Source organism: Erythrobacter sp. W36 (assembly GCF_057364935.1).
The window spans coordinates 1,668,178-1,686,994 of sequence record NZ_CP200281.1; the positions used below are offsets into that span (position 1 = coordinate 1,668,178).

Here is an 18,817-nt window from a genome sequence, read left to right on the forward strand (position 1 = left end):
GCGCGAATGGCTAAACGATCACCATGAGTGGCAAGAACTCCCCATATACTTACGAGCAAGCCGGCGTTTCGATCGCTGGCGGTAATGCTTTGGTCAAAGCAATCGGCCCCTTGGCCAAGTCGACCGCACGGCCCGGCGCCACAAGTGAGCTGGGCGGCTTCGGCGGGTTTTTCGACCCGAAGGCGGCTGGCTATGAAGACCCTTTATTGGTCGCGGCCAATGACGGTGTTGGCACTAAGCTGAAGCTGGCGATTGAGCATGATCGCCATGACACGGTCGGCATCGATCTTGTCGCCATGTGCGTCAACGATTTGATCGTTCAGGGCGCGGAGCCTCTGTTCTTCCTCGATTATTTCGCCACCGGAAAGCTGGAGAACGGCATTGCAGAGCGTGTTGTCGCCGGGATCGCCGACGGCTGTAAGCAAGCGGGCTGCGCGCTGATTGGCGGGGAAACCGCTGAGATGCCGGGCATGTATGCACCGGGCGATTATGACCTTGCTGGATTCTGCGTGGGTGCGGTTGAGCGCGGCGAGCAATTGACGGGCGAGAAAGTCGCACCGGGCGATGTGCTGCTCGGCCTTGCAAGCTCAGGCGTGCACTCCAATGGCTATTCTCTGGTCCGCAAGCTGGCCGAAGACTTCGAATGGAAACTCGATCGGCCCGCCATATTTGATCAAGAACGGTTGCTGATTGACGCATTGATTGAGCCGACCCGCATTTATGTCGCGAGCCTGCTGCCGCTGGTGCGCGAAGGGCTGATCAATGGTCTTGCGCATATCACCGGCGGCGGTTTGCTGGAGAATATTCCGCGCATCCTGCCCGAAGGCGCGCATGCGATGGTAGATGCCGCAAACTGGCCTCAGCCCCGCTTGATGGCTTTCTTGCAGGCCCAAGGACACATCGAGCCAGCCGAAATGGCGCGCACATTCAATTGCGGCGTGGGCATGGTCCTGTCGGTCGATCCGGATGATGTGGAAGACGTGACCAAGCGCCTCGAGGCCGCAGGCGAAACGGTGCTGAACATAGGCGAAATTGCCGACGGTCCGCGCGGCTGTACCGTCATAGGCGCCGCTGGCGTATGGTCAGCCACCGCAGATTGGGACGCGACGCATAGTGGCTGAAAAGGCCAAAATTGCAGTCTTCATTTCGGGCACCGGCACCAATATGGCCGCATTGCTCTATGCCAGCAGGCTCCCCGGCTCGACCTTTGAGATCGTGCTGGTTGCCAGCAACAAAGGGGATGCCGGAGGGCTGAAGCTCGCCGAATTGGAGGGCATCTCCACATTCGTCCATTCGCATAAGGGCCACAGCCGCGAGAGCCATGACGCAGCGATGGAAGACGCGGTGCACAAAGCTGACGCAGACTACATCGTTCTGGCTGGTTACATGCGGATCCTATCGGACGAATTTGTGACTCGCTGGCTGGGACGGTTGATCAATATCCACCCCTCCTTGCTTCCCAAATACAAGGGGCTGGATACCCATGCCCGCGCAATCGAAGCGGGCGACAGCCATGGCGGAGCAAGTGTGCATCTGGTTGTGCCAGAGCTCGATGCTGGCGAAGTGCTCGCGCAAGTCAAAGTTCGGATCGCGCCGGATGAAACATCGGACACATTGGCCGAAAAGGTGAAGCTCGCCGAGCACCAGCTCTATCCACGCGCGGTGAGCGATTATGTGTCGCGCGGCAATGATCCGGCCTATCTGTTTGGGCGGGTCCGCGCGCTGGCCTTGGCCCTGCCCGAGACGCATGAGCGCGAGAGCCATGGCTCCCCTGGTTTTCGGGTGGGCAGCGAAAAATCCGGCAAATATTTCGCCTATTTCAGCGATCGTCATCACGGCAGTGAACACATCGCATTGCTCGTCAAAACCAGCGGAATGGACGAGCTGATGGACCTCGTCGAAGCTCAGCCGGAGGCTTATTACAAGCCAGCGTTTTACGGCGCGAGCGGCTGGGTCGGCGTGATCTTGAACCGGTCGGAAGTCGATTGGGAAAGCGTGTCTGAATGGCTCACGCGCAGCTGGCGCTCGGTTGCTCCTGCGCGACTTACCAAGCTGCAAGATGCAGCGGACATGTTTTAGCTCAGCCGCAGTCATGCAGCCGCGCACGTCCCCACTTGATCGCACCCGATTGGTCGACCGCTCCAGCGCCTTTTTGGGCCGCGCATGGTCGAAAGGGTGGCTGCCTGAGCCAGCGATCGAGGCGAACAAGCTTTGGGCCATCGCGGCCAAGAGCTTCGGCGACAATGCAGACGCTTATGAGCGCGCAGGCCGCAGTGAGGAAGATGTCGCTGACTTTCGCTTGAGGTTGGAAAAGCTGACTGCAAGCGTGGTTGCAGAGGCGGATCTCAACCCGCTCGGCCGAGCAATGGCGCACGGCCAATTGGTGCGCGTGATCAAACAGCGCCTGCAATTCGGCGCATTGTGGTCGGCTAAGCCTGCACTCACTGAAACCGCGCTCGCGCCGCCGATCATCATTATTGGTCACATGCGATCCGGCACCACCCGTGTGCACCGCTTGCTCGCCGCTGATCCAGCGCATTCCTCCACCCGCTTTTGCGACAGTTGGCACCCGGTGCCGAGCAAGCTGCATGCGCGCCGCCTGTGGGGCGGTCTCAATCTTACGATTGCGCGGCGGCTCAACCCCTGGATTGATGCGCTGCATCCGATGAGCTCTGGCCGGGTTGAGGAAGAACTCGGCTGGCTCGCTTGCGCGCTCAACCATTCCACCTATCAAACGCAGTGGCATATCCCGAGCTATAGCGCGTGGAGCGAGGCGCGTGATGCAGGCCCGGTTTACCGCGAGTTTGCCCGCATCCTCCGCACTGACGCAGCGCATCGCAATCTCGCCGACCGCCCGCGGGTTATGAAAGTGCCGCAGTTCTCTGAGGATTTGCCGTCATTGCTGGCAGAGTTTCCGGATGCCAGACTGGTCGTGGCGCAGCGTGACAGCGAGGATGTGCTGCGCAGCGCCGTGTCTATTGTCGCCAATCAAATGGCCATACAGTGCGACAATTGTGACCTCGATTGGATCGAGCAGGAATGGCAGCGAAAGCTCGACCTGCGCGATGCCCGTATGAAGGAAGCTCTAGAGAACTGGGATGGCCCGGTCGCGCATTTGCAATTTGCCGCGCTTGGCGATGATTGGGAGCGGGAAATCGCTCGGACCTATCAAGCGCTCGGCATTGAGCTATCCGGAGAGGCGCTGCTCGCGATGCAGCGCGAAATGGCGAGCAATGAAAGCGGGCATCACACGGCCCATGCCGATCAAATGGCTGCTTTCGCACAGGCACCCAAGGATTGAGCGCACAAAAAAGGCCGCCCCTCGCGGAGCAGCCCTCTTTGTTCAGCCATTGCTAGCAGAGAATTAGCCGACGATTTCGTCTGCGCTGAAGAAGAAGTCGATTTCGATCTTCGCGTTCTCGTCGCTGTCCGAACCGTGGACGGTGTTTTCACCGATTGAGAGCGCGTGCTCCTTACGGATCGTGCCCGCGTCGGCTTCTGCTGGGTTGGTTGCGCCCATGATGTCGCGGTTGCGCTTCACAGCGTCTTCGCCTTCCAGCACTTGTACGACCACTGGCTCGCTCATCATGAACTCAACGAGTTCGTCAAAGAACGGACGCTCTGAGTGAACAGCGTAGAAGCCTTCTGCCTGCTCGCGGCTCATGTGGATGCGCTTGGATGCGACAACGCGAAGGCCAGCGCCTTCGAGCATTGCGGTGACCGCACCGGTCAGGTTGCGGCGGGTTGCGTCAGGCTTGATGATCGAAAAAGTGCGGGTAACCGCCATGATGAATATCCTTGATGTAAGAAGCGGCCAGTTTTGGTCCGCTGAAAAGAGGGTGCGAAGTAAGACTTCACAGTATGATTTCTGGCGCGCGCCCTAGCCGCGCCGCAACGAAGCTGCAAGCCTGCTCTTGCGAGTTGAGCTAAGCTTTTGCGCGAAGTGGGCTCAGTCGCCCGCCATCGCCGGATCAAAACCAACGAGCAGCTGAGCCATGGTGGCATCAGCTTCGGGCGTTGCATTCAGTGTAATCGTGCGGCCTGTACCGTCTTTGCCGCCGAGAATTTGCGCGCCCTCGCTGTCCATCTCGAACTCGATCGGAATGCCGACGTCCTCGGCCTGCTTGCGATAGAACGCTGCCACTTCTTCAGGGCTGTCCTGCGTCTCCATCACCAACATGGAGCCATAGGTTTCCGCATCTTTGAAATTGGTGTTGTTGATCACCGCTGCGCCGGGATAGACCGAAAAGCCATCGGGCAGCTCGACCGGCACATTTTCGCCGGAGCGGACAGTCGAAGAGCCATTCTCCGTTTCGATTGTCATGCGCGCCTCGCCGGTCTCCGCATCAATCGCATATTCGCCAGTTGCCTCTGCCTGATCACCCGATGCGTCAGACCCGCAAGCGGACAGCAGCACAGTGATTGCGATGATGAAGGCGGAACGGCGCATAGTGATCTCCTTAAACCAGCGCGCACCATCTGCTGAGCCTGCGCTCAAAGCAAGCGCTCAGGCGACTTTCACCCATTTGCCATCGTCCTGGCGGAAGAATGAACGCTCCAGCCCCTCTGCCCCATCGAGCGAGCGCCATGTGGCCCGCGCGGCTTCGAGGCTGCTTTCATCAAACAGTAGAAACGCGCGTTCAAAGCCTGCTGGATCGCGCCATTCACCGTCTGCAAACACGACGTGGCTGGCGCTGTTCGGGGATTCGCATTTGTCGGACAGTAAGATTGGTTGCTTATCCGCACCCTCGCCCGATGCTTCACCATTGGCGAGGAAACTCTCCGGCCCGGCCTTCCAAAGTCCGCGCGAGATTTCTTGGCGGCGGTGAGCATCCTCAGCCACCACGAGCATCCGCTCATCAGAGCCGAGCACCCGCCCGGCGATCAGCGCCACGACCTTTTCAACCGGGTCACGCGATAGCTGCCAAAAATCGACTTTCATGAGTCTTGCCCTAAGCTAAACCAACCACGCCCTCCACCCTACCACCTGGAAAATTTTCGGATACGATCCGGGTGGTAGGGTGGAGGGCGTGGGTGGCTGAGTTACTTCACTTTGGAACGTTTACAACGTTCCGAACAATAGAGAACATTGTCCCAGTCTCGCTCCCACTTCTTGCGCCAAGTGAATGGGAGGCCGCAACTCGCGCAGATCTTGCTCGGCAGATCAGATTTCTTGCGCATTTTTGGGATGAGCTGCGCTCCTATCCCTCGAGGTTATCCGCCACGAACTGATCGATCAGGCGCGCGCCATAGCCGGTTGCGCCTTTATCCCAGCTGTGGCCCGGCTTGTCCGCCCAGACCATGCCGGCGATGTCGCAGTGCGCCCACGGCGTGCCCTTTTTGATGAAGCGGTGAAGGAATTGCGCCGCCGTGATCGAACCCGCGGGACGCGGGCCCACGTTTTTGATGTCAGCAATCGGGCTATCGATCAGCTTGTCGTAAGCCGGGCCAATCGGCATGCGCCACAGCTTGTCACCGCTGCTCTTGCCCGCTGCCAGCAGCTTGTCAGCCAATGCATCATCGTTGGAAAATACACCGCCATGCTCATGGCCAAGCGAAATGATCATCGCTCCGGTCAGCGTCGCAAAATCGACGATTTGCGCAGGATCATACTCTTCTTGCGCCCAATGCAGCGCGTCGCACAGAACCAGACGGCCTTCCGCGTCGGTGTTGATCACCTCAACCGTCTGACCGTTCATGGTGGTCACAACATCGCCGGGACGCTGAGCCTTTCCATCGGGCATGTTTTCAACGAGGCCGAGCACGCCGATCACATTGGCTTTCGCCTTACGGCTGACCAGGGACAGCATGCCGCCAGCAACGGCGCTAGCGCCGCCCATGTCCCATTTCATATCTTCCATGCCGCCTGGCGGCTTCAGTGAGATACCGCCCGTGTCGAAGGTCACGCCTTTGCCGACAAACACGGTCGGCCTTTCGCCTTCCTTGCCGCCATTCCAGCGAATGGCGAGGATGCGCGATTCGCGCTCTGAACCTTGGCCCACACCAAGCAGTGCGCCCATGCCGAGCTTCGTCATCTCGGCCTCGTCCAGCACAGTCAGTTCAGCGCCAGTGCCCACGAAGGCTTCCTCACACAAAGCAACAAAGCTCTCTGGATAGAGGACATTGGCGGGCTCTGCGACGAGCTTGCGCGTGAATTCGGTGCCCTTGGCTAGCGCCTCTGCCGCGACCCAAGCCGCCTCGGTGCCGTCCGGCGCATTGATGACAATGACCTTTTTCAGGGTCGCTTTCTTTTCCTCCGCCAGCGTCGTGCGGTATTTGTCGTGCCGCCATGCGCGCAGACGGGTTGCCAGAAGAACGGCTGCTGCCTCTTCGCCGGACAAATCCGCATGGCCCAGATCGAGCACCATCTCGGTCTCGCCTGAGGTCAGGTACTTCGCGACCAGCGCAGCGCCTGCGCGCTCAACATGCATGCGGCGCGCCTCGGCTGATGCCTCTCCCGCTCCGGACAGTGCAACGCGGCGCAGCGCGCCATTGTCCATCGCAAAGCCTTCAAAAACCTGGCCAGCCCGCCCAGCGAAACGAGCCGCATGTGCGCCGTCGGCCAGCGCCGCATCAAGATCGCTTAGAGAATCGCCTTGATTAACAATGCGAGCAATCAAGCGAACATCGGATGGGGATTGGGCGCTGAATTCGATTTGCATAACAACTCCGGGTTGTGCCTCCGGCCAAAGCCGGAATTTAAGCCAGTTTGGCCGCCAAGCGAAAGCTATGGTCGACAGGTGGCGGAATGGCGATTGCGATTAGGCGTGAGCGGTGCGATAGGCAAGCCATGTCGGGAGGTTTCAGGTACGGCGTGCGCGCCGCGGCTTCAACACAGGTGTTATGCCGGATGCGTCCAGCAGCGATTGCTATGCTGCTGGCGGGTCCGTTGTCATTGTCTGCGCCAGTGCTTGCCCAAACCGCTCCGCCACCACAACCGATTCAGCCGGTCTCGGAAGCCGATCCAACGGATGCCCAGGCTTCGGAGATCGGCGATCGCATCGACTTTGAGGCTGACGAGCTGGCCTATGACAACACCGCCGATGTCGTTACCGCGCGCGGAAATGTTGTCCTGCGCAGCGATGATCGATCCGTTCGCGCTGACAAAGTGCGCTGGAACCGCAGTGCCGGTACAATCCTCGCCAGCGGCAACGTGCGCTTGGTTGATGAAAGCGGCAACCAGCTGTTCACCGAAAGCGTCGAGCTAACCGACACTTTTGAAGCAGGCGCAATGGAAGACCTACTGCTTGCCCTGAGGGCCGGCTGGACGTCTGGCCGCGCGATCTGGTGAGCGCGGGGATGACGGCACGATCGTGCTGAGCGATGCGGCGTACACAGCCTGCGCGCTTGCCGATCAGGAAGACTGCGCCAACAACCCCAGCTGGCGGATCACCGCTGACCGGGTGACATACGACCCTGAGGATACGAGGGTCAGATTTCGCGGCGCCGTGCTTGAATTGTTTGGTGCGCGCATCCTTCCCTTGCCCGGCCTTGCGATCCGCACCGATGGCCAGCCAGTTTCCGGCTTTCTCGTGCCAGACGTACGAGATCTCGCAGAGCAACGGCCTGGAGCTGTCGACTGAATATTACTGGCGGATCGATGAGAACAAAGACCTGACCCTTGGCGGGTTTGTCTACACCGACGTTGCGCCCATGGTGTCGGCGGAATGGCGTCACCTGACCGGCAAAGGCGCGTATCAGATCACTGGCTATGCGACGCATTCTCGCCGGATTGTGGGCAATGACGGAACGCTGGCGAGCTCCAGTGATCCGCGCGGCTACTTGGATGCGAATGGGAAGTTCCAATTCTCACCAGAGTGGAGCCTGACGGGTTCGATCCGGCTTGCTAGCGACCGCACTTTCCTGCGCCGCTATGACCTCAGCCGTGATGACCGGCTGCGCTCAACAATCAATCTGGAGCGGATCGACAACGATTCCTACCTCTCCATCGCCGGCTGGGCGACGCAGACTTTGCGCATTGGCGCGGATCAAGGGCAGGTGCCCGTCGCTCTGCCGGCGATTGATTACCGCCGCCGGATTGCGGACCCGATTGCCGGCGGCGAGCTGGAATTGCAGTTCAACTCGCTCAGCCTGCTGCGCAAGGACGGACAAGACACGCAGCGCGCCTTTGCTGGGGCACGGTGGGATTTGCGGCGGCTGACCAACCTTGGCCAAGTCGTTACGCTGAGCGCGCTTGCTCGCGGCGATGTCTATCACACCGACCAGACCCTACTCACCGCGACGGAGATTTATCGCGGCAACCCTGGCTGGACCGCTCGGGCTATCGCGATTGCAGCGGTTGATGTGGAATGGCCCTTCGTCGGCGAAGCCTTTGGCGGCACGCAAGTGCTGAAACCGCGCGTCCAAGTTGTCGCGAGCCCGCCGATCCGCAATCTGGCGGTTCCCAACGAGGATTCCCGCGCGATCGACTTGGAGGATTCCAACCTCTTCGCGCTCAACCGTTTTCCGGGCTACGACCGGGTCGAAGACGGCGTTCGCGTGACCTGGGGCGTCGATTGGGAGCTGCAACGGCCCGGCTGGCGGATTAAATCCACGATCGGTCAGTCCTACCGCTTCGATGCCGCGCGTGACATCTTCCCAGATGGCACTGGCTTGTCCGAGCGCGTCTCCGACTTTGTCGGGCGCACCGAGGTCCGGTTCCGCGACTTTGTGAAGTTCACCCACCGCTACCGGCTCGACAAAGACAATCTTGCGATCCGGCGCAACGAGGTCGACACGACTATCGGCAGCCAGCGCACCTATGTCGAGCTCGGCTATCTCAGGCTCGACCGCGACATTCAGGACCTCGAGGATTTGCAAGACCGCGAGGAAGCCCGCGCGGCAGTGCGCGTGGCGATTGATCGCAGATGGTCGGTGTTTGGCTCTGGGGTGTTCAACCTCACCAATGAAGACGAAGACCCAACCTTCTCGCCCGATGGGTTTGAACCGATCCGCACCCGCCTCGGCGTCGCCTATCAGGATGAGCAGCTGGAGTTTGGCCTAACCTGGCGGCGCGATTTCATCACCGCTGGCGACGCGGCGCGTGGCAACACATTCCAGCTGTTCTTCAGCCTCAGAAACCTTGGGTTTAGATAAGCCGTTGAGGAGTGCGCCGAAGCCGTTGGCACAGCGCGAAAAAGCGGCTATTCGGCCCAAATACGGGAGGACGCGGTGCTTGGCGCAAAACCGCGCTCAGCCATGGTTAAGCCATGAGCTGGCACCAAGCGAGGCAGATGGTTGCGCGGCGAGCCTTACCAGGGTGTAAGCTGCGGAAACCAAAACATATTTAGATTAAAATCGGGATTTACACGTGACACGCAAATTTTGGTCAAAACTCATCGCTCCGGCGGCTTTGGCAGGTCTTGCAGCGGCGCCAGCTACCCTGCTCGCGCAAGCTGCTGCTCCAGCCAATCCATTCGGCATACCTGACAGCGTGACCATTTTTGGCAGCTCCAACCCAAATATGCGCACCGCGACCGCGATCGTGAACGACTTTGTCATCACCGGCACGGATATTGATCAGCGCGTGGCTCTGGTCACGGCAGCCGCTGAAAACCAGGTCTCAGAAGAAGAACTCGCGCGCCTGCGTCGCCAGGTGCTGCGCAATTTGATCGATGAAACGCTGCAGATTCAGGAAGCAACCAAGCTCGAACTGCCAGTCGATCAAGCTGAGGTGAACCAGACCTATGCGCAATTGGCCGCACAGAACTTTGGCCAAGACCCAAGCGCGATGGACACTTACCTGCGCAGCATTGGCTCCTCGCCGGCATCGCTGAAGCGTCAGATCACCGGCGAATTGGCTTGGCAGCGAGTGCTCAGCCGCAACGTCAACGCGTTCATCAACGTTTCTGAAGAGGAAGCACGCGAAGTGCTGAAACGCCTGGAGGCGGATCGCGGCACGGATGAATATCGCCTCGGCGAAATTTACATGTCGGCCACCTCTGAAAACCGCGAAGCGGTGCGCCAGAATGCGCAGCGGATTGTCGAGCAATTGCAGCAAGGCGGCAGTTTCGTCGCCTATGCGCGCCAATATTCCGAAGCGACCACAGCAGTTGTGGGCGGCGACACCGGCTTCCTGCGCCTTGGCACTTTGCCCGGCCCAATGGCCGAAGCCGCGCAGCAAATGCAGCCCGGCCAGCTGGTTGGCCCGCTCGAAATTCCAGGCGGCTTCACGATCATGTACCTGATCGAAAAGCGTCAGGTTCTGACCGCCGATCCATTGGAAGCGCTGCTCAGCCTCAAGCAAATCTCGATCACGTTCGAGCCAGGCACGACTGAAGAACAGGCCGCAGGCCGTGTCGAGCAATTCGGTACATTTGTTCAGGGTCTGCGCGGCTGCGCGGATGCTGACTCGGCACGCGATGTTCTGGGCGCTTCGGTGGTTTCCAACGAGCAGATCCCTGCTCGCCAGCTGCCTCAGCAATTGCAGAACATCATTCTCAACCTGCAAGTTGGCCAGTCCACGCCGCCATTCGGCTCTATCACAGAGGGCGTGCGCGTCCTGATGCTGTGCGGCCGCGATGATCCGCAGGTTGCGGGCAGCCCGACCGTTCAATCGGTGATGAACCAGATTGAGGAAGAGCGCATTAACAAGCGTGCTCAGCGTTACCTGCGAGATCTGCGCAACGACGCGTACATCGAATACAACTGAGCATAGCTTAGGTGGGTTCTGCTGCGCTTCCCCTCGCCGTTTCCTTGGGCGATCCGGCGGGGATCGGGCCAGAACTGATCGCGCATTGTTGGGCGCGCCGTGCGGAACGCGGCATCGCACCGTTCTTCGTTGTCGGCGGCTTTGACGTGGTTCGTGCCGCTGCTGAAGCGGTGGGTGCGGACTGTCCGGTTATTGCCATCGGAGACACGTCCGAAGCGATTGAGGCATTCTCAGATGGCCTGCCCATTCTGGTCGGCGAGGATTGCGACTATCGGCCCGCCCAGCCGGATGAGCAAGGCGCAGCGCTCGCGATGCACTCGCTTGCCGAAGCGACACGGATGGCCCTGCTCGGCAAAGCCTCTGCCTTAGTCACGGCCCCCGTGGCAAAATCGCAATTGGCTAAGGTCGGCTTCGATTTTCCCGGCCAGACCGAATTTCTCGCCGCTGTTTGCGGGCTTTCACCCTATGACGCGGTGATGATGCTGGCCGGACCGTCGCTGCGCACTGTGCCGCTGACGGTGCACATTCCGCTGAGCGAAGTCTCCACCGCGCTGTCGTCTGAGTTGATCCAGCATAAAGGGCAAATCGTCGCCGCAGCATTGGCGCGCGATTTTGGCATTGCCAGCCCGCATTTGGCTGTCGCTGGGCTAAATCCTCACGCCGGTGAAGACGGCAAGTTTGGCGATGAGGAAGCCCGGATCATCACGCCCGCTATCGATGCCTTGCGCGAAAGCGGTGTCGATGTAAGCGGCCCGCATCCGGGCGACGCCTTGTTCACGCCGCGCGCCCGGGCAGGCTATGATGCGGCGCTGTGCATGTATCACGATCAGGCTCTGATCCCGCTGAAGGCGCTGGAATTCGATGAGGGTGTGAACGTCACCCTCGGCCTGCCGATCATTCGCACTTCGCCCGATCACGGCACAGCATTTGATATTGCGGGCAAAGGTGTCGCCGACCCGGGCGCAATGATCGCGGCCATGCAAATGGCGGCGCAGTGCGCGGCGGCGCGCAACCCCAATGCCTGATCTCCCACCGCTTAGAGAGGTGATCGCGGCTCACGGGCTTAGCGCGTCAAAGAAACTCGGCCAGAACTTCCTGTTCGACGAGCAATTGCTGGACCGGATCGCGGCGATCCCCGGTGATCTGAGCGGACAAAACGTGCTGGAAATTGGCCCCGGACCTGGCGGGCTGACACGGGCTCTGCTGCGCGCAGGCGCGAACGTGACGGCAATCGAGATGGATGATCGCTGCCTGCCAGCCCTCGCCGAGCTCAGCGATGCATTTCCGGGCAAGCTCAGCGTCATCCAAGGCGATGCGATGAAGCTTGATCACAATGAGATCATGGGCGGGGAGCCGTATCATATTGCCTCCAATCTGCCCTATAATGTCGGGACCGCCTTGTTCGTGAACTGGCTAAGCGGCGCGCGGTGGCCCCCGCTTTGGCGCTCGCTCACACTGATGTTTCAGCAAGAGGTTGCCCAGCGCATTGTCGCGCCCTCTGGCGGGTCGGCCTTTGGCCGCTTGGCCGTGCTCGCGCAGTGGCGGTCCGAGGCAAAACTCGCGCTCAAGGTGCACCGCAGCGCCTTTACCCCGCCGCCCAAAGTGATGAGCGCGATTGTCCACGTCACGCCCATCGCCGCGCCAGAAGGCGTTGCGCCGCGAACACTCGAACGCATCACGGAGGCTGCCTTTGGACAGCGTCGCAAGATGCTACGTCAGAGCCTCAAAGGCGTACCGGGCGCACTGGACGCGTTGGCGCACGTCGACATTGACCCAACGCGCCGCGCCGAGACGCTGAGCGTTGATGAGTTTGTCGCCATTGCGAGGAAACTGGGCGGTGACGCTGGTTAATTTGGCGTAACCAAGCTTGCCAACGCGTTAGAGGGATTTTGCACCCTATCACGCTGAGCAAGAGACCGTTACCGGACGAACCATCCGGACAGACAGGTAAGAAACGCCATGAGCTTTCTCGAAAAACGCCAGCAGGCGGCGCATACTGATCAGCGCCGCTCGGGCCGCTTTGCCGTGGAAATTCCAGCGACATTTCGCACCACCAGCGGAGAGCGCGCGTGCCGTATGGCCAATATCTCCGACAATGGAGCGAAGCTGGAAACCGACAATCCGCCAGCCACCGGCGTATCCGGCATGCTGCTGCTCGGCTCTGAGGAGATTTATTGCACGGTCATCTGGTCAAACGACAATGCCTGCGGGATCGAGTTTGAACGCAGCATTGGCGAGCATGCCCTGGTCCAGATCGCTGGCGAGCAGGTCAGAAACACCGGACCTGTGGCTCAGGCCTGCAACATCCAGATGGGCCGAAAGCGGGGCCGACTGGTGACGCACCATAGCTGACCGCGCCTTCGCTGGCTGACCTCAGCCCGCCTTCTTTGCCAAGCGCCACTGATGCAGCAGCGGCTCCGTGTATCCGCTGGGCTGTTCCACACCCTTGAAGATCAGCTCTTTCGCTGCTGAGAACGCTGCGCCGTCTTCATTTCCGGTAAGCGGAACATAGGTCGGGTCACCCGCATTCTGCGCATCAACCTTGGCCGCCATGCGGGTCAGGCTGTCCATCACCTGATCCTGTGTCACGACACCGTGTAGGAGCCAATTGGCGATATGCTGAGATGAAATGCGCAAGGTCGCGCGGTCTTCCATCAGGCCAACATCATTGATGTCCGGCACTTTGGAGCACCCTACACCCGCATCGATCCAACGCACGACGTAACCAAGCAGGCCCTGCGCATTGTTATCCAGCTCATCGCGCAGCTCTTCGTCGGACCAATTGGTGCCTTCCGCGAGCGGGATGCGAAGCAGGGTGTCGACGCTAGGGATCTCGCCCAGCCCTTGCTGGATTTCAAACACGTTTTCCTGATGATAATGCAGCGCATGCAGCGTCGCAGCGGTCGGAGAAGGAACCCAGGCGGTGTTCGCCCCTGCGCGCAAATGCCCGATCTTCTCCTGCATCATCTGCCCCATCAAATCAGGCGCAGCCCACATGCCTTTGCCGATCTGAGCCTTGCCAGAGAGACCGCAAGCAAGGCCAATCGCAACATTGCGCGCCTCATAGGCCATGAGCCAGTCTGACCCTTTCATCGCGCCTTTGCGCATCGTCGGCCCAGCGCGCATACTGGTGTGAATTTCGTCGCCTGTCCGGTCGAGGAAGCCGGTGTTGATGAACACGATCCGGTCCTTCACCGCTTGGATGCAGGCGGCGAGATTCGCGCTCGTGCGCCGCTCTTCATCCATCACGCCGACCTTGATTGTGTGACGCGACAGGCCGAGCAAATCCTCAACCGCGTTGAACAGATCATTGGTGAAAGCGCATTCTTCCGGCCCGTGCATCTTGGGCTTCACAATATAGATCGAGCCGCATTTTGAATTGCCGTATTTCGCCTGGCCTTCGACATCAATCGTGCTGATCGCGCTGGTGAAGACGGCATCCATGATGCCTTCCGGAATTTCGCCGCCATCGGGCAGGCGGATCGCGGGATTTGTCATCAAGTGCCCAACATTGCGCACAAACATCAGGCTGCGCCCGGATAGGCTCTGAGCATTGCCATCGCGGTCGCTGTAAGCCTTGTCTCCCGACAGTTTGCGGGTCAGTGTCTTGCCGCCTTTCTCAAAGCTCTCTTGCAAATCGCCGCGGATCACGCCCAGCCAATTGCGATAGGCTAGCAGTTTGTCCTCAGCATCCACCGCCGCGACGGAATCTTCGCAATCGGCAATCGTGGTCAGAGCGGCTTCGACGTTGATGTCCGCAATGCCGGCCTTGTCCGTCTGGCCGACTGACGAGGCGGCATCGAACACGACTTCGATATGCAGGCCGTTGTTTTGGAACAGCAGACCCTTTTGAGTCTTGCCGACATATTGGCTTTCATCCTGCAGCTTGCCGTCGTTCTCATCGGCTAAATCCGCCCAGCTTTGATCAACCAGCGGTAGCGCCTGATCCAGAAATGCGCGGCCGCGAGCAATCACTGCATCGCCGCGAGCGCGGTCATAACCGCCTGGCTTCGCTGGCGGCGCATCAAGCGCATCCGTGCCGTAAAACGCATCATACAGGCTGCCCCAGCGCGCATTGGCTGCGTTCAGCAGAAAACGTGCATTGAGGATCGGCACGACCAGCTGAGGCCCCGCCATGGTTGCGATTTCAGGATCGACGTTTTGCGTACCGATTTTGAACGGGCTGGGTTCTGGGACGAGATAGCCAATCTCTTGGAGAAACGCTTTGTAGGCGCCCGCATCATGGGGCTGCCCTTTGCGTGCATCGTGCCAAGCATCGATCTGAGATTGCAGTTCTTCGCGCTTGGCAAGCAACCCAGCATTGCGCGGCGCAAATTCAGCCAGCAAATCCGCAAAACCCTGCCAAAAGGCGTCCACATCCCGTCCCAGCGGGCCAAGCACTTCGCTTTCCAGGAAGGTCGCCAGCCGCTCATCCACAGACAGCCCGGCACGGGTAATCAAATTGCTCATAAGTCCTCTAACACTCCAACGCGCAGCGCAGGGGCCGCGAACAGATCAATATAGGTTCCTGGGGAGGAGGACGCCCCAGCCTATGGCCAAAGCCAATGCGGATTGCAACGGGTGAAAGCCACACTTCAAAACCACCGCTTGGATGATCGCGTCCGCGCCGCTAGAGCAGTCATCAATGACAAGCGAAATTCTTGAAAAATTTGATGCCGCCGCAATGCTCGCCCAAGTGCAAGACTGGTGCGCAATCAACACTGGCACCGGCAATATCGAAGGACTTGCGCAGCAGGCTAGCAAACTGGCCGACGCTTTCTCCGCCCTGCCCGGTGAAGTTGAACTCATCGATCCAGCGCCCGTCACCGCCATTGCCGCTGATGGCAGCGAGTTTGAAAAGCCCAACGGTCAACATATGGTTCTGCGGGTTCGCCCACAGGCCAACGCGCGCATCTTGCTGACCGGGCATATGGATACGGTCTTTCCCAAAGAGCATTCGTTTCAGAACCTGACCTGGCTGGAGGAGGACGTGCTGAATGGTCCGGGCGTGGCCGATATGAAGGGCGGAATTTCGGTTATCCTCCATGCGCTCATGGCGTTTGAAACGATGCCAGGCTCCTCAGCGATCGGCTATGATGTGATGATCAATTCCGATGAGGAAACCGGGTCTCTTGCAAGTTCTGCTTTGATTGCCGAGATGGCGCGCGGAAAGCTCGCCGCGCTCACTTTTGAACCGGCGGCTCTGCCTGATGGAACATTGGCGCACGCGCGCGGCGGCACGGGGAATTACTCCATCATCATAACCGGCAAATCAGCCCATGCGGGCCGTAATCCGCATGAGGGTCGCAATGCGATTGTTGCAGCGGCGGACTTGATCCTTCGACTGAAAGCGATGGAGCGTGAAGACATCACCGTAAACCCCGCAAAACTGGAAGGCGGAGCGGCCAATAATGTCGTGCCGGACCACGCCGTCCTGCGCTTCAACATTCGCCCAAAGAGCACAGAGGCGATGGAAAGCTTCGACAATAATCTCAACGCTTTGCTGCGCAGCATTGAAAGCGATCACGAAGTGTCCGCGCATCGGCACGGCGGCGTCACTCGCCCGCCCAAGCCCGTGGATGAAAGCGCACAAAAACTGTTCGATCTGGTGCAGAAATGCGGCGCACAACTTGGCCAGAAAATCGCCTGGAAATCGACCGGCGGCGTGTGCGATGGCAATAACATTGCCGCCTGCGGCGTGCCTGTGGTCGACACCATGGGCGTGCGCGGCGGCAGCATCCATTCACCCGATGAGTTTCTTATCGTTTCGAGCCTGACAGAGCGCGCCGCTCTATCCGCTCTCGTTCTTTCTCGCATTGCTGCTGGAGACATGCATTGACCTTTCGCATGCGCGCATCGCGCACGTCCGATCTTGAGCATTTGTACGAAATGGCAAAGCTGACCGGAGGCGGGTTCACCAACCTTCCCGCTGACCGTGACGCGCTGGCCGCCAAGCTCGAAACCTCAGCCAAAGCGTTCGCCAACACCGGCGACGAGCTGACAAATGAGACCTTCGTCTTGGTGCTCGAAAATGTCGCCACCGGCGCCGTGCGCGGGACCTGCCAATTGATGACGCAGGTCGGGCAGCAATGGCCGTTCTATTCCTACCGCCTCAACACGCTGACCCAATACAGTCAGGAATTGGATCGCACAGTTCGCGCAGAGATGCTCAGCCTTGTGACCGATCTGGAAGGATCAAGCGAAGTCGGCGGATTGTTCCTCCACCCCAATGAGCGCGCAGGCGGGCTTGGCTTGCTGCTCGCGCGCAGCCGCTATCTGTTCATGGCAATGCACCGCAAACGCTTCGCCGACCGGGTGCTGGCGGAACTGCGCGGTATTATTGACGAACGCGGCGGATCGCCATTTTGGGACGGCGTCGCCGGGCGCTTTTTCGGAATGGGCTTTCAAGAGGCGGACTATTTCAACGCCATCAATGGCAACCAATTCATCGCCGATCTGATGCCCAAACATCCGGTCTATGTCGCCATGCTCGACGATGAAGCGAAGAAGGTCATCGGCCTACCCCACCCCACTGGCCGCGCGGCCATGCGGATGCTGGAGAAGGAGGGCTTTGCCTATGAGGGCTATGTCGACATCTTCGACGGCGGGCCCAGCATGATCGCGAAGACCGATCAGGTGAAAAGCGTTGCCGGATCGGCCCCAGCGAAAATTGCAGGCGTCGAGAACACCGAGGGCGAGAAAGCCCTTATCGCCTCCGGCTCGCTGAGCGATTTCCGCGCATGCTACGGCGTTCGATCAGCCTCTGAAGATGGTTCAATCGAAATCGACTCCGTCGCCGCCGACACACTCGATGTAAGCACAGACGACACCGTGTGGAGCGTAGCGCGATGAGCGGCACAGATGGCAATCTGGTTGAGGTCAATTTCGACGGCATCGTCGGGCCGAGCCACAATTACGCCGGTCTGTCCCTTGGCAATATCGCCAGTGCCAGCCACGGCGGCGATGTCTCTTTCCCCCGCGCCGCAGCGCTCCAAGGCCTAGAGAAGATGCGTGGCAACCTTGCGCGGTTTGGGCATCAAGGCTTCCTGCTCCCCCTGCCCCGGCCAAACAATGCTCTCACCCAGCAACTGGCGGTGGATGAGGACACCCCGCGCCAGCTTCTCGCTGCGGCTTGGTCAGCCTCCAACATGTGGACAGCCAATGCTGCCACGGTCAGCCCAGCGCCAGACACCGCCGATGGCAAATGTCATCTGACACCCGCCAATCTCGTCACCATGCTGCACCGGGCGCAGGAATGGCCCCACACGAGACGCATGCTAGACATCGCCTTTGGTAACAGCGCGCATTTCGCGGTGCATGACGCCGTCCCACCAAGTTTTGGCGATGAAGGCGCGGCCAACCACATGCGCCTATGCGAAGGGCATGGCAGCAAAGGCGTGGAAGTGTTCGTCTATGGCCGTCCGGGTGGAAAGTTCCCGGCGCGCCAGCATGAACAAGCCAGCCGCGCTGTTGCCCGCCTCCACGTTCTAAACCCAGACGCCTGCGTCTTCATTGAGCAAAATCCGGCAGCGATCGAAGCCGGCGCGTTCCACAATGACGTCGTTGCAGTGGCGAACGAGCACGTGCTGTTCACCCATGCGGAGGCCTTCGCCGATCAGCAAGGCGCCTACGAAGCGATGCGCGCCGCCTTCCCCGCGCTCGAAGTGGTCGAGGTGCCGAGCAGTGCCGTGAGCCTCGCTGAGGCGATCCGCACCTATTTGTTCAACGCTCAGCTGGTTACCCAGCCGGGTGGCGGCATGGCTCTGATCGTACCAGAGGAATGCCGTGAAAGCGCCAGCGTTTGGGCTTGGTGTGAGGATATGCTCGCCAGCAATGGGCCAATCCGCGAAGTCATACCCGTCGATGTGCGTCAAAGCATGGCCAATGGCGGCGGCCCCGCCTGCCTGCGATTGCGCGTCGTGTGCGATCCGGCGACCGTTGATCCGCGCTTCCTCATGAGCGAGAGCAAAGCCGACATGATGGCGGGTGTGATCGAAACCAATTGGCCTGAGCAAATCGACCCAGCGGATATTGGCAGCGAAACCCTTGCGAGCTCGGTGATCGCCGCAAGAGCGGCACTGCTCACCGCGCTGGAACTCACAGAACTTGGTTAAACAAAGTTAACGCGCTTGGCGGCTGCGTCGGGCATGCTTACACTTCTCCAAT

The 18,817-nt window shown here is 59.9% G+C and carries 16 protein-coding genes and 1 pseudogene; 11 read left to right on the top strand and 6 right to left on the bottom strand.

Annotated elements, in window-relative coordinates; all coding sequences use genetic code 11:
* Positions 1-23 precede the first annotated feature (23 nt).
* From purM to AC0V6U_RS08225, 3 genes are read left to right on the top strand one after another with little or no spacing between them, the layout of a single operon-like run.
* Complete coding sequence (gene purM / locus AC0V6U_RS08215) at positions 24-1,121, top strand: phosphoribosylformylglycinamidine cyclo-ligase (RefSeq protein WP_472645671.1); 1,098 nt, start codon at positions 24-26, stop codon at positions 1,119-1,121.
* On the top strand, positions 1,114-2,079 hold the full coding sequence (gene purN, locus AC0V6U_RS08220) for a phosphoribosylglycinamide formyltransferase (RefSeq protein WP_472645672.1): 966 nt from the start codon (positions 1,114-1,116) through the stop codon (positions 2,077-2,079). The genes purM and purN overlap by 8 nt, the downstream gene beginning before the upstream one ends.
* Before the next feature lie 13 nt (positions 2,080-2,092).
* Positions 2,093-3,301 (top strand): sulfotransferase family protein, encoded by a 1,209-nt coding sequence (locus AC0V6U_RS08225; RefSeq protein ID WP_472642696.1) that lies wholly within the window; start codon positions 2,093-2,095, stop codon positions 3,299-3,301.
* Between the two features lie 63 nt (positions 3,302-3,364).
* Here the strand turns inward: AC0V6U_RS08225 and ndk are convergent, their stop codons facing one another.
* From ndk to AC0V6U_RS08250, 5 genes are all read right to left on the bottom strand, one after another.
* Entirely contained in the window at positions 3,365-3,787 is a 423-nt protein-coding gene (ndk, locus tag AC0V6U_RS08230; protein ID WP_472642697.1) for a nucleoside-diphosphate kinase, read from the bottom strand.
* A gap of 162 nt (positions 3,788-3,949) precedes the next feature.
* Entirely contained in the window at positions 3,950-4,450 is a 501-nt protein-coding gene (locus AC0V6U_RS08235; protein WP_472642698.1) for a hypothetical protein, read from the bottom strand.
* Positions 4,451-4,507: 57 nt separating this feature from the next.
* Positions 4,508-4,942 (bottom strand): DNA polymerase III subunit chi, encoded by a 435-nt coding sequence (locus tag AC0V6U_RS08240; protein WP_472642699.1) that lies wholly within the window; start codon positions 4,940-4,942, stop codon positions 4,508-4,510.
* Positions 4,943-5,043: 101 nt separating this feature from the next.
* Positions 5,044-5,181: a DUF2256 domain-containing protein gene (locus AC0V6U_RS08245; protein ID WP_472642700.1), complete on the bottom strand. Its 138-nt coding sequence runs from the start codon at positions 5,179-5,181 to the stop codon at positions 5,044-5,046.
* A 20-nt stretch (positions 5,182-5,201) separates the two neighbouring features.
* Positions 5,202-6,662 carry a leucyl aminopeptidase gene (locus tag AC0V6U_RS08250; protein ID WP_472642701.1) on the bottom strand — a complete coding sequence of 487 codons (1,461 nt, stop codon included), beginning with the start codon at positions 6,660-6,662 and terminating at the stop codon, positions 5,202-5,204.
* A 209-nt stretch (positions 6,663-6,871) separates the two neighbouring features.
* Between AC0V6U_RS08250 and AC0V6U_RS08255 the strand changes: the two are divergent.
* The 5 genes and pseudogenes from AC0V6U_RS08255 (at position 6,872) to AC0V6U_RS08275 (ending at position 13,003) form a co-directional block, all read left to right on the top strand.
* Positions 6,872-9,096, top strand: a pseudogene (locus AC0V6U_RS08255) (LPS-assembly protein LptD).
* A gap of 214 nt (positions 9,097-9,310) precedes the next feature.
* Positions 9,311-10,651 (top strand): peptidylprolyl isomerase, encoded by a 1,341-nt coding sequence (locus tag AC0V6U_RS08260; RefSeq protein ID WP_472642702.1) that lies wholly within the window; start codon positions 9,311-9,313, stop codon positions 10,649-10,651.
* A gap of 11 nt (positions 10,652-10,662) precedes the next feature.
* Positions 10,663-11,676, top strand: coding sequence for a 4-hydroxythreonine-4-phosphate dehydrogenase PdxA (gene pdxA, locus AC0V6U_RS08265; protein ID WP_472642703.1), 1,014 nt, complete (start codon positions 10,663-10,665; stop codon positions 11,674-11,676).
* Positions 11,669-12,502 carry a 16S rRNA (adenine(1518)-N(6)/adenine(1519)-N(6))-dimethyltransferase RsmA gene (gene rsmA / locus AC0V6U_RS08270; protein ID WP_472642704.1) on the top strand — a complete coding sequence of 278 codons (834 nt, stop codon included), beginning with the start codon at positions 11,669-11,671 and terminating at the stop codon, positions 12,500-12,502. The genes pdxA and rsmA overlap by 8 nt, the downstream gene beginning before the upstream one ends.
* Before the next feature lie 108 nt (positions 12,503-12,610).
* Positions 12,611-13,003, top strand: a complete 393-nt coding sequence (locus AC0V6U_RS08275) for a PilZ domain-containing protein (protein WP_472642705.1) — start codon at positions 12,611-12,613, stop codon at positions 13,001-13,003.
* Positions 13,004-13,024: 21 nt separating this feature from the next.
* On the opposite strand, the gene AC0V6U_RS08280 is transcribed toward AC0V6U_RS08275, so the two are convergent.
* A complete protein-coding gene (locus tag AC0V6U_RS08280; protein ID WP_472642706.1) occupies positions 13,025-15,121 on the bottom strand; it encodes a malate synthase G in 2,097 nt (698 codons plus the stop codon).
* A 175-nt stretch (positions 15,122-15,296) separates the two neighbouring features.
* Here AC0V6U_RS08280 and AC0V6U_RS08285 point away from each other — a divergent pair, with 175 nt between their 5' ends.
* From AC0V6U_RS08285 to AC0V6U_RS08295, 3 genes are read left to right on the top strand one after another with little or no spacing between them, the layout of a single operon-like run.
* Positions 15,297-16,490 carry a hydrolase gene (locus AC0V6U_RS08285; RefSeq protein ID WP_472642707.1) on the top strand — a complete coding sequence of 398 codons (1,194 nt, stop codon included), beginning with the start codon at positions 15,297-15,299 and terminating at the stop codon, positions 16,488-16,490.
* A complete protein-coding gene (locus tag AC0V6U_RS08290) occupies positions 16,487-17,503 on the top strand; it encodes an arginine N-succinyltransferase (RefSeq protein WP_472642708.1) in 1,017 nt (338 codons plus the stop codon). The genes AC0V6U_RS08285 and AC0V6U_RS08290 overlap by 4 nt, the downstream gene beginning before the upstream one ends.
* A complete protein-coding gene (locus tag AC0V6U_RS08295; protein ID WP_472642709.1) occupies positions 17,500-18,765 on the top strand; it encodes an N-succinylarginine dihydrolase in 1,266 nt (421 codons plus the stop codon). The genes AC0V6U_RS08290 and AC0V6U_RS08295 overlap by 4 nt, the downstream gene beginning before the upstream one ends.
* The last annotated feature ends 52 nt before the right edge of the window (positions 18,766-18,817 follow it).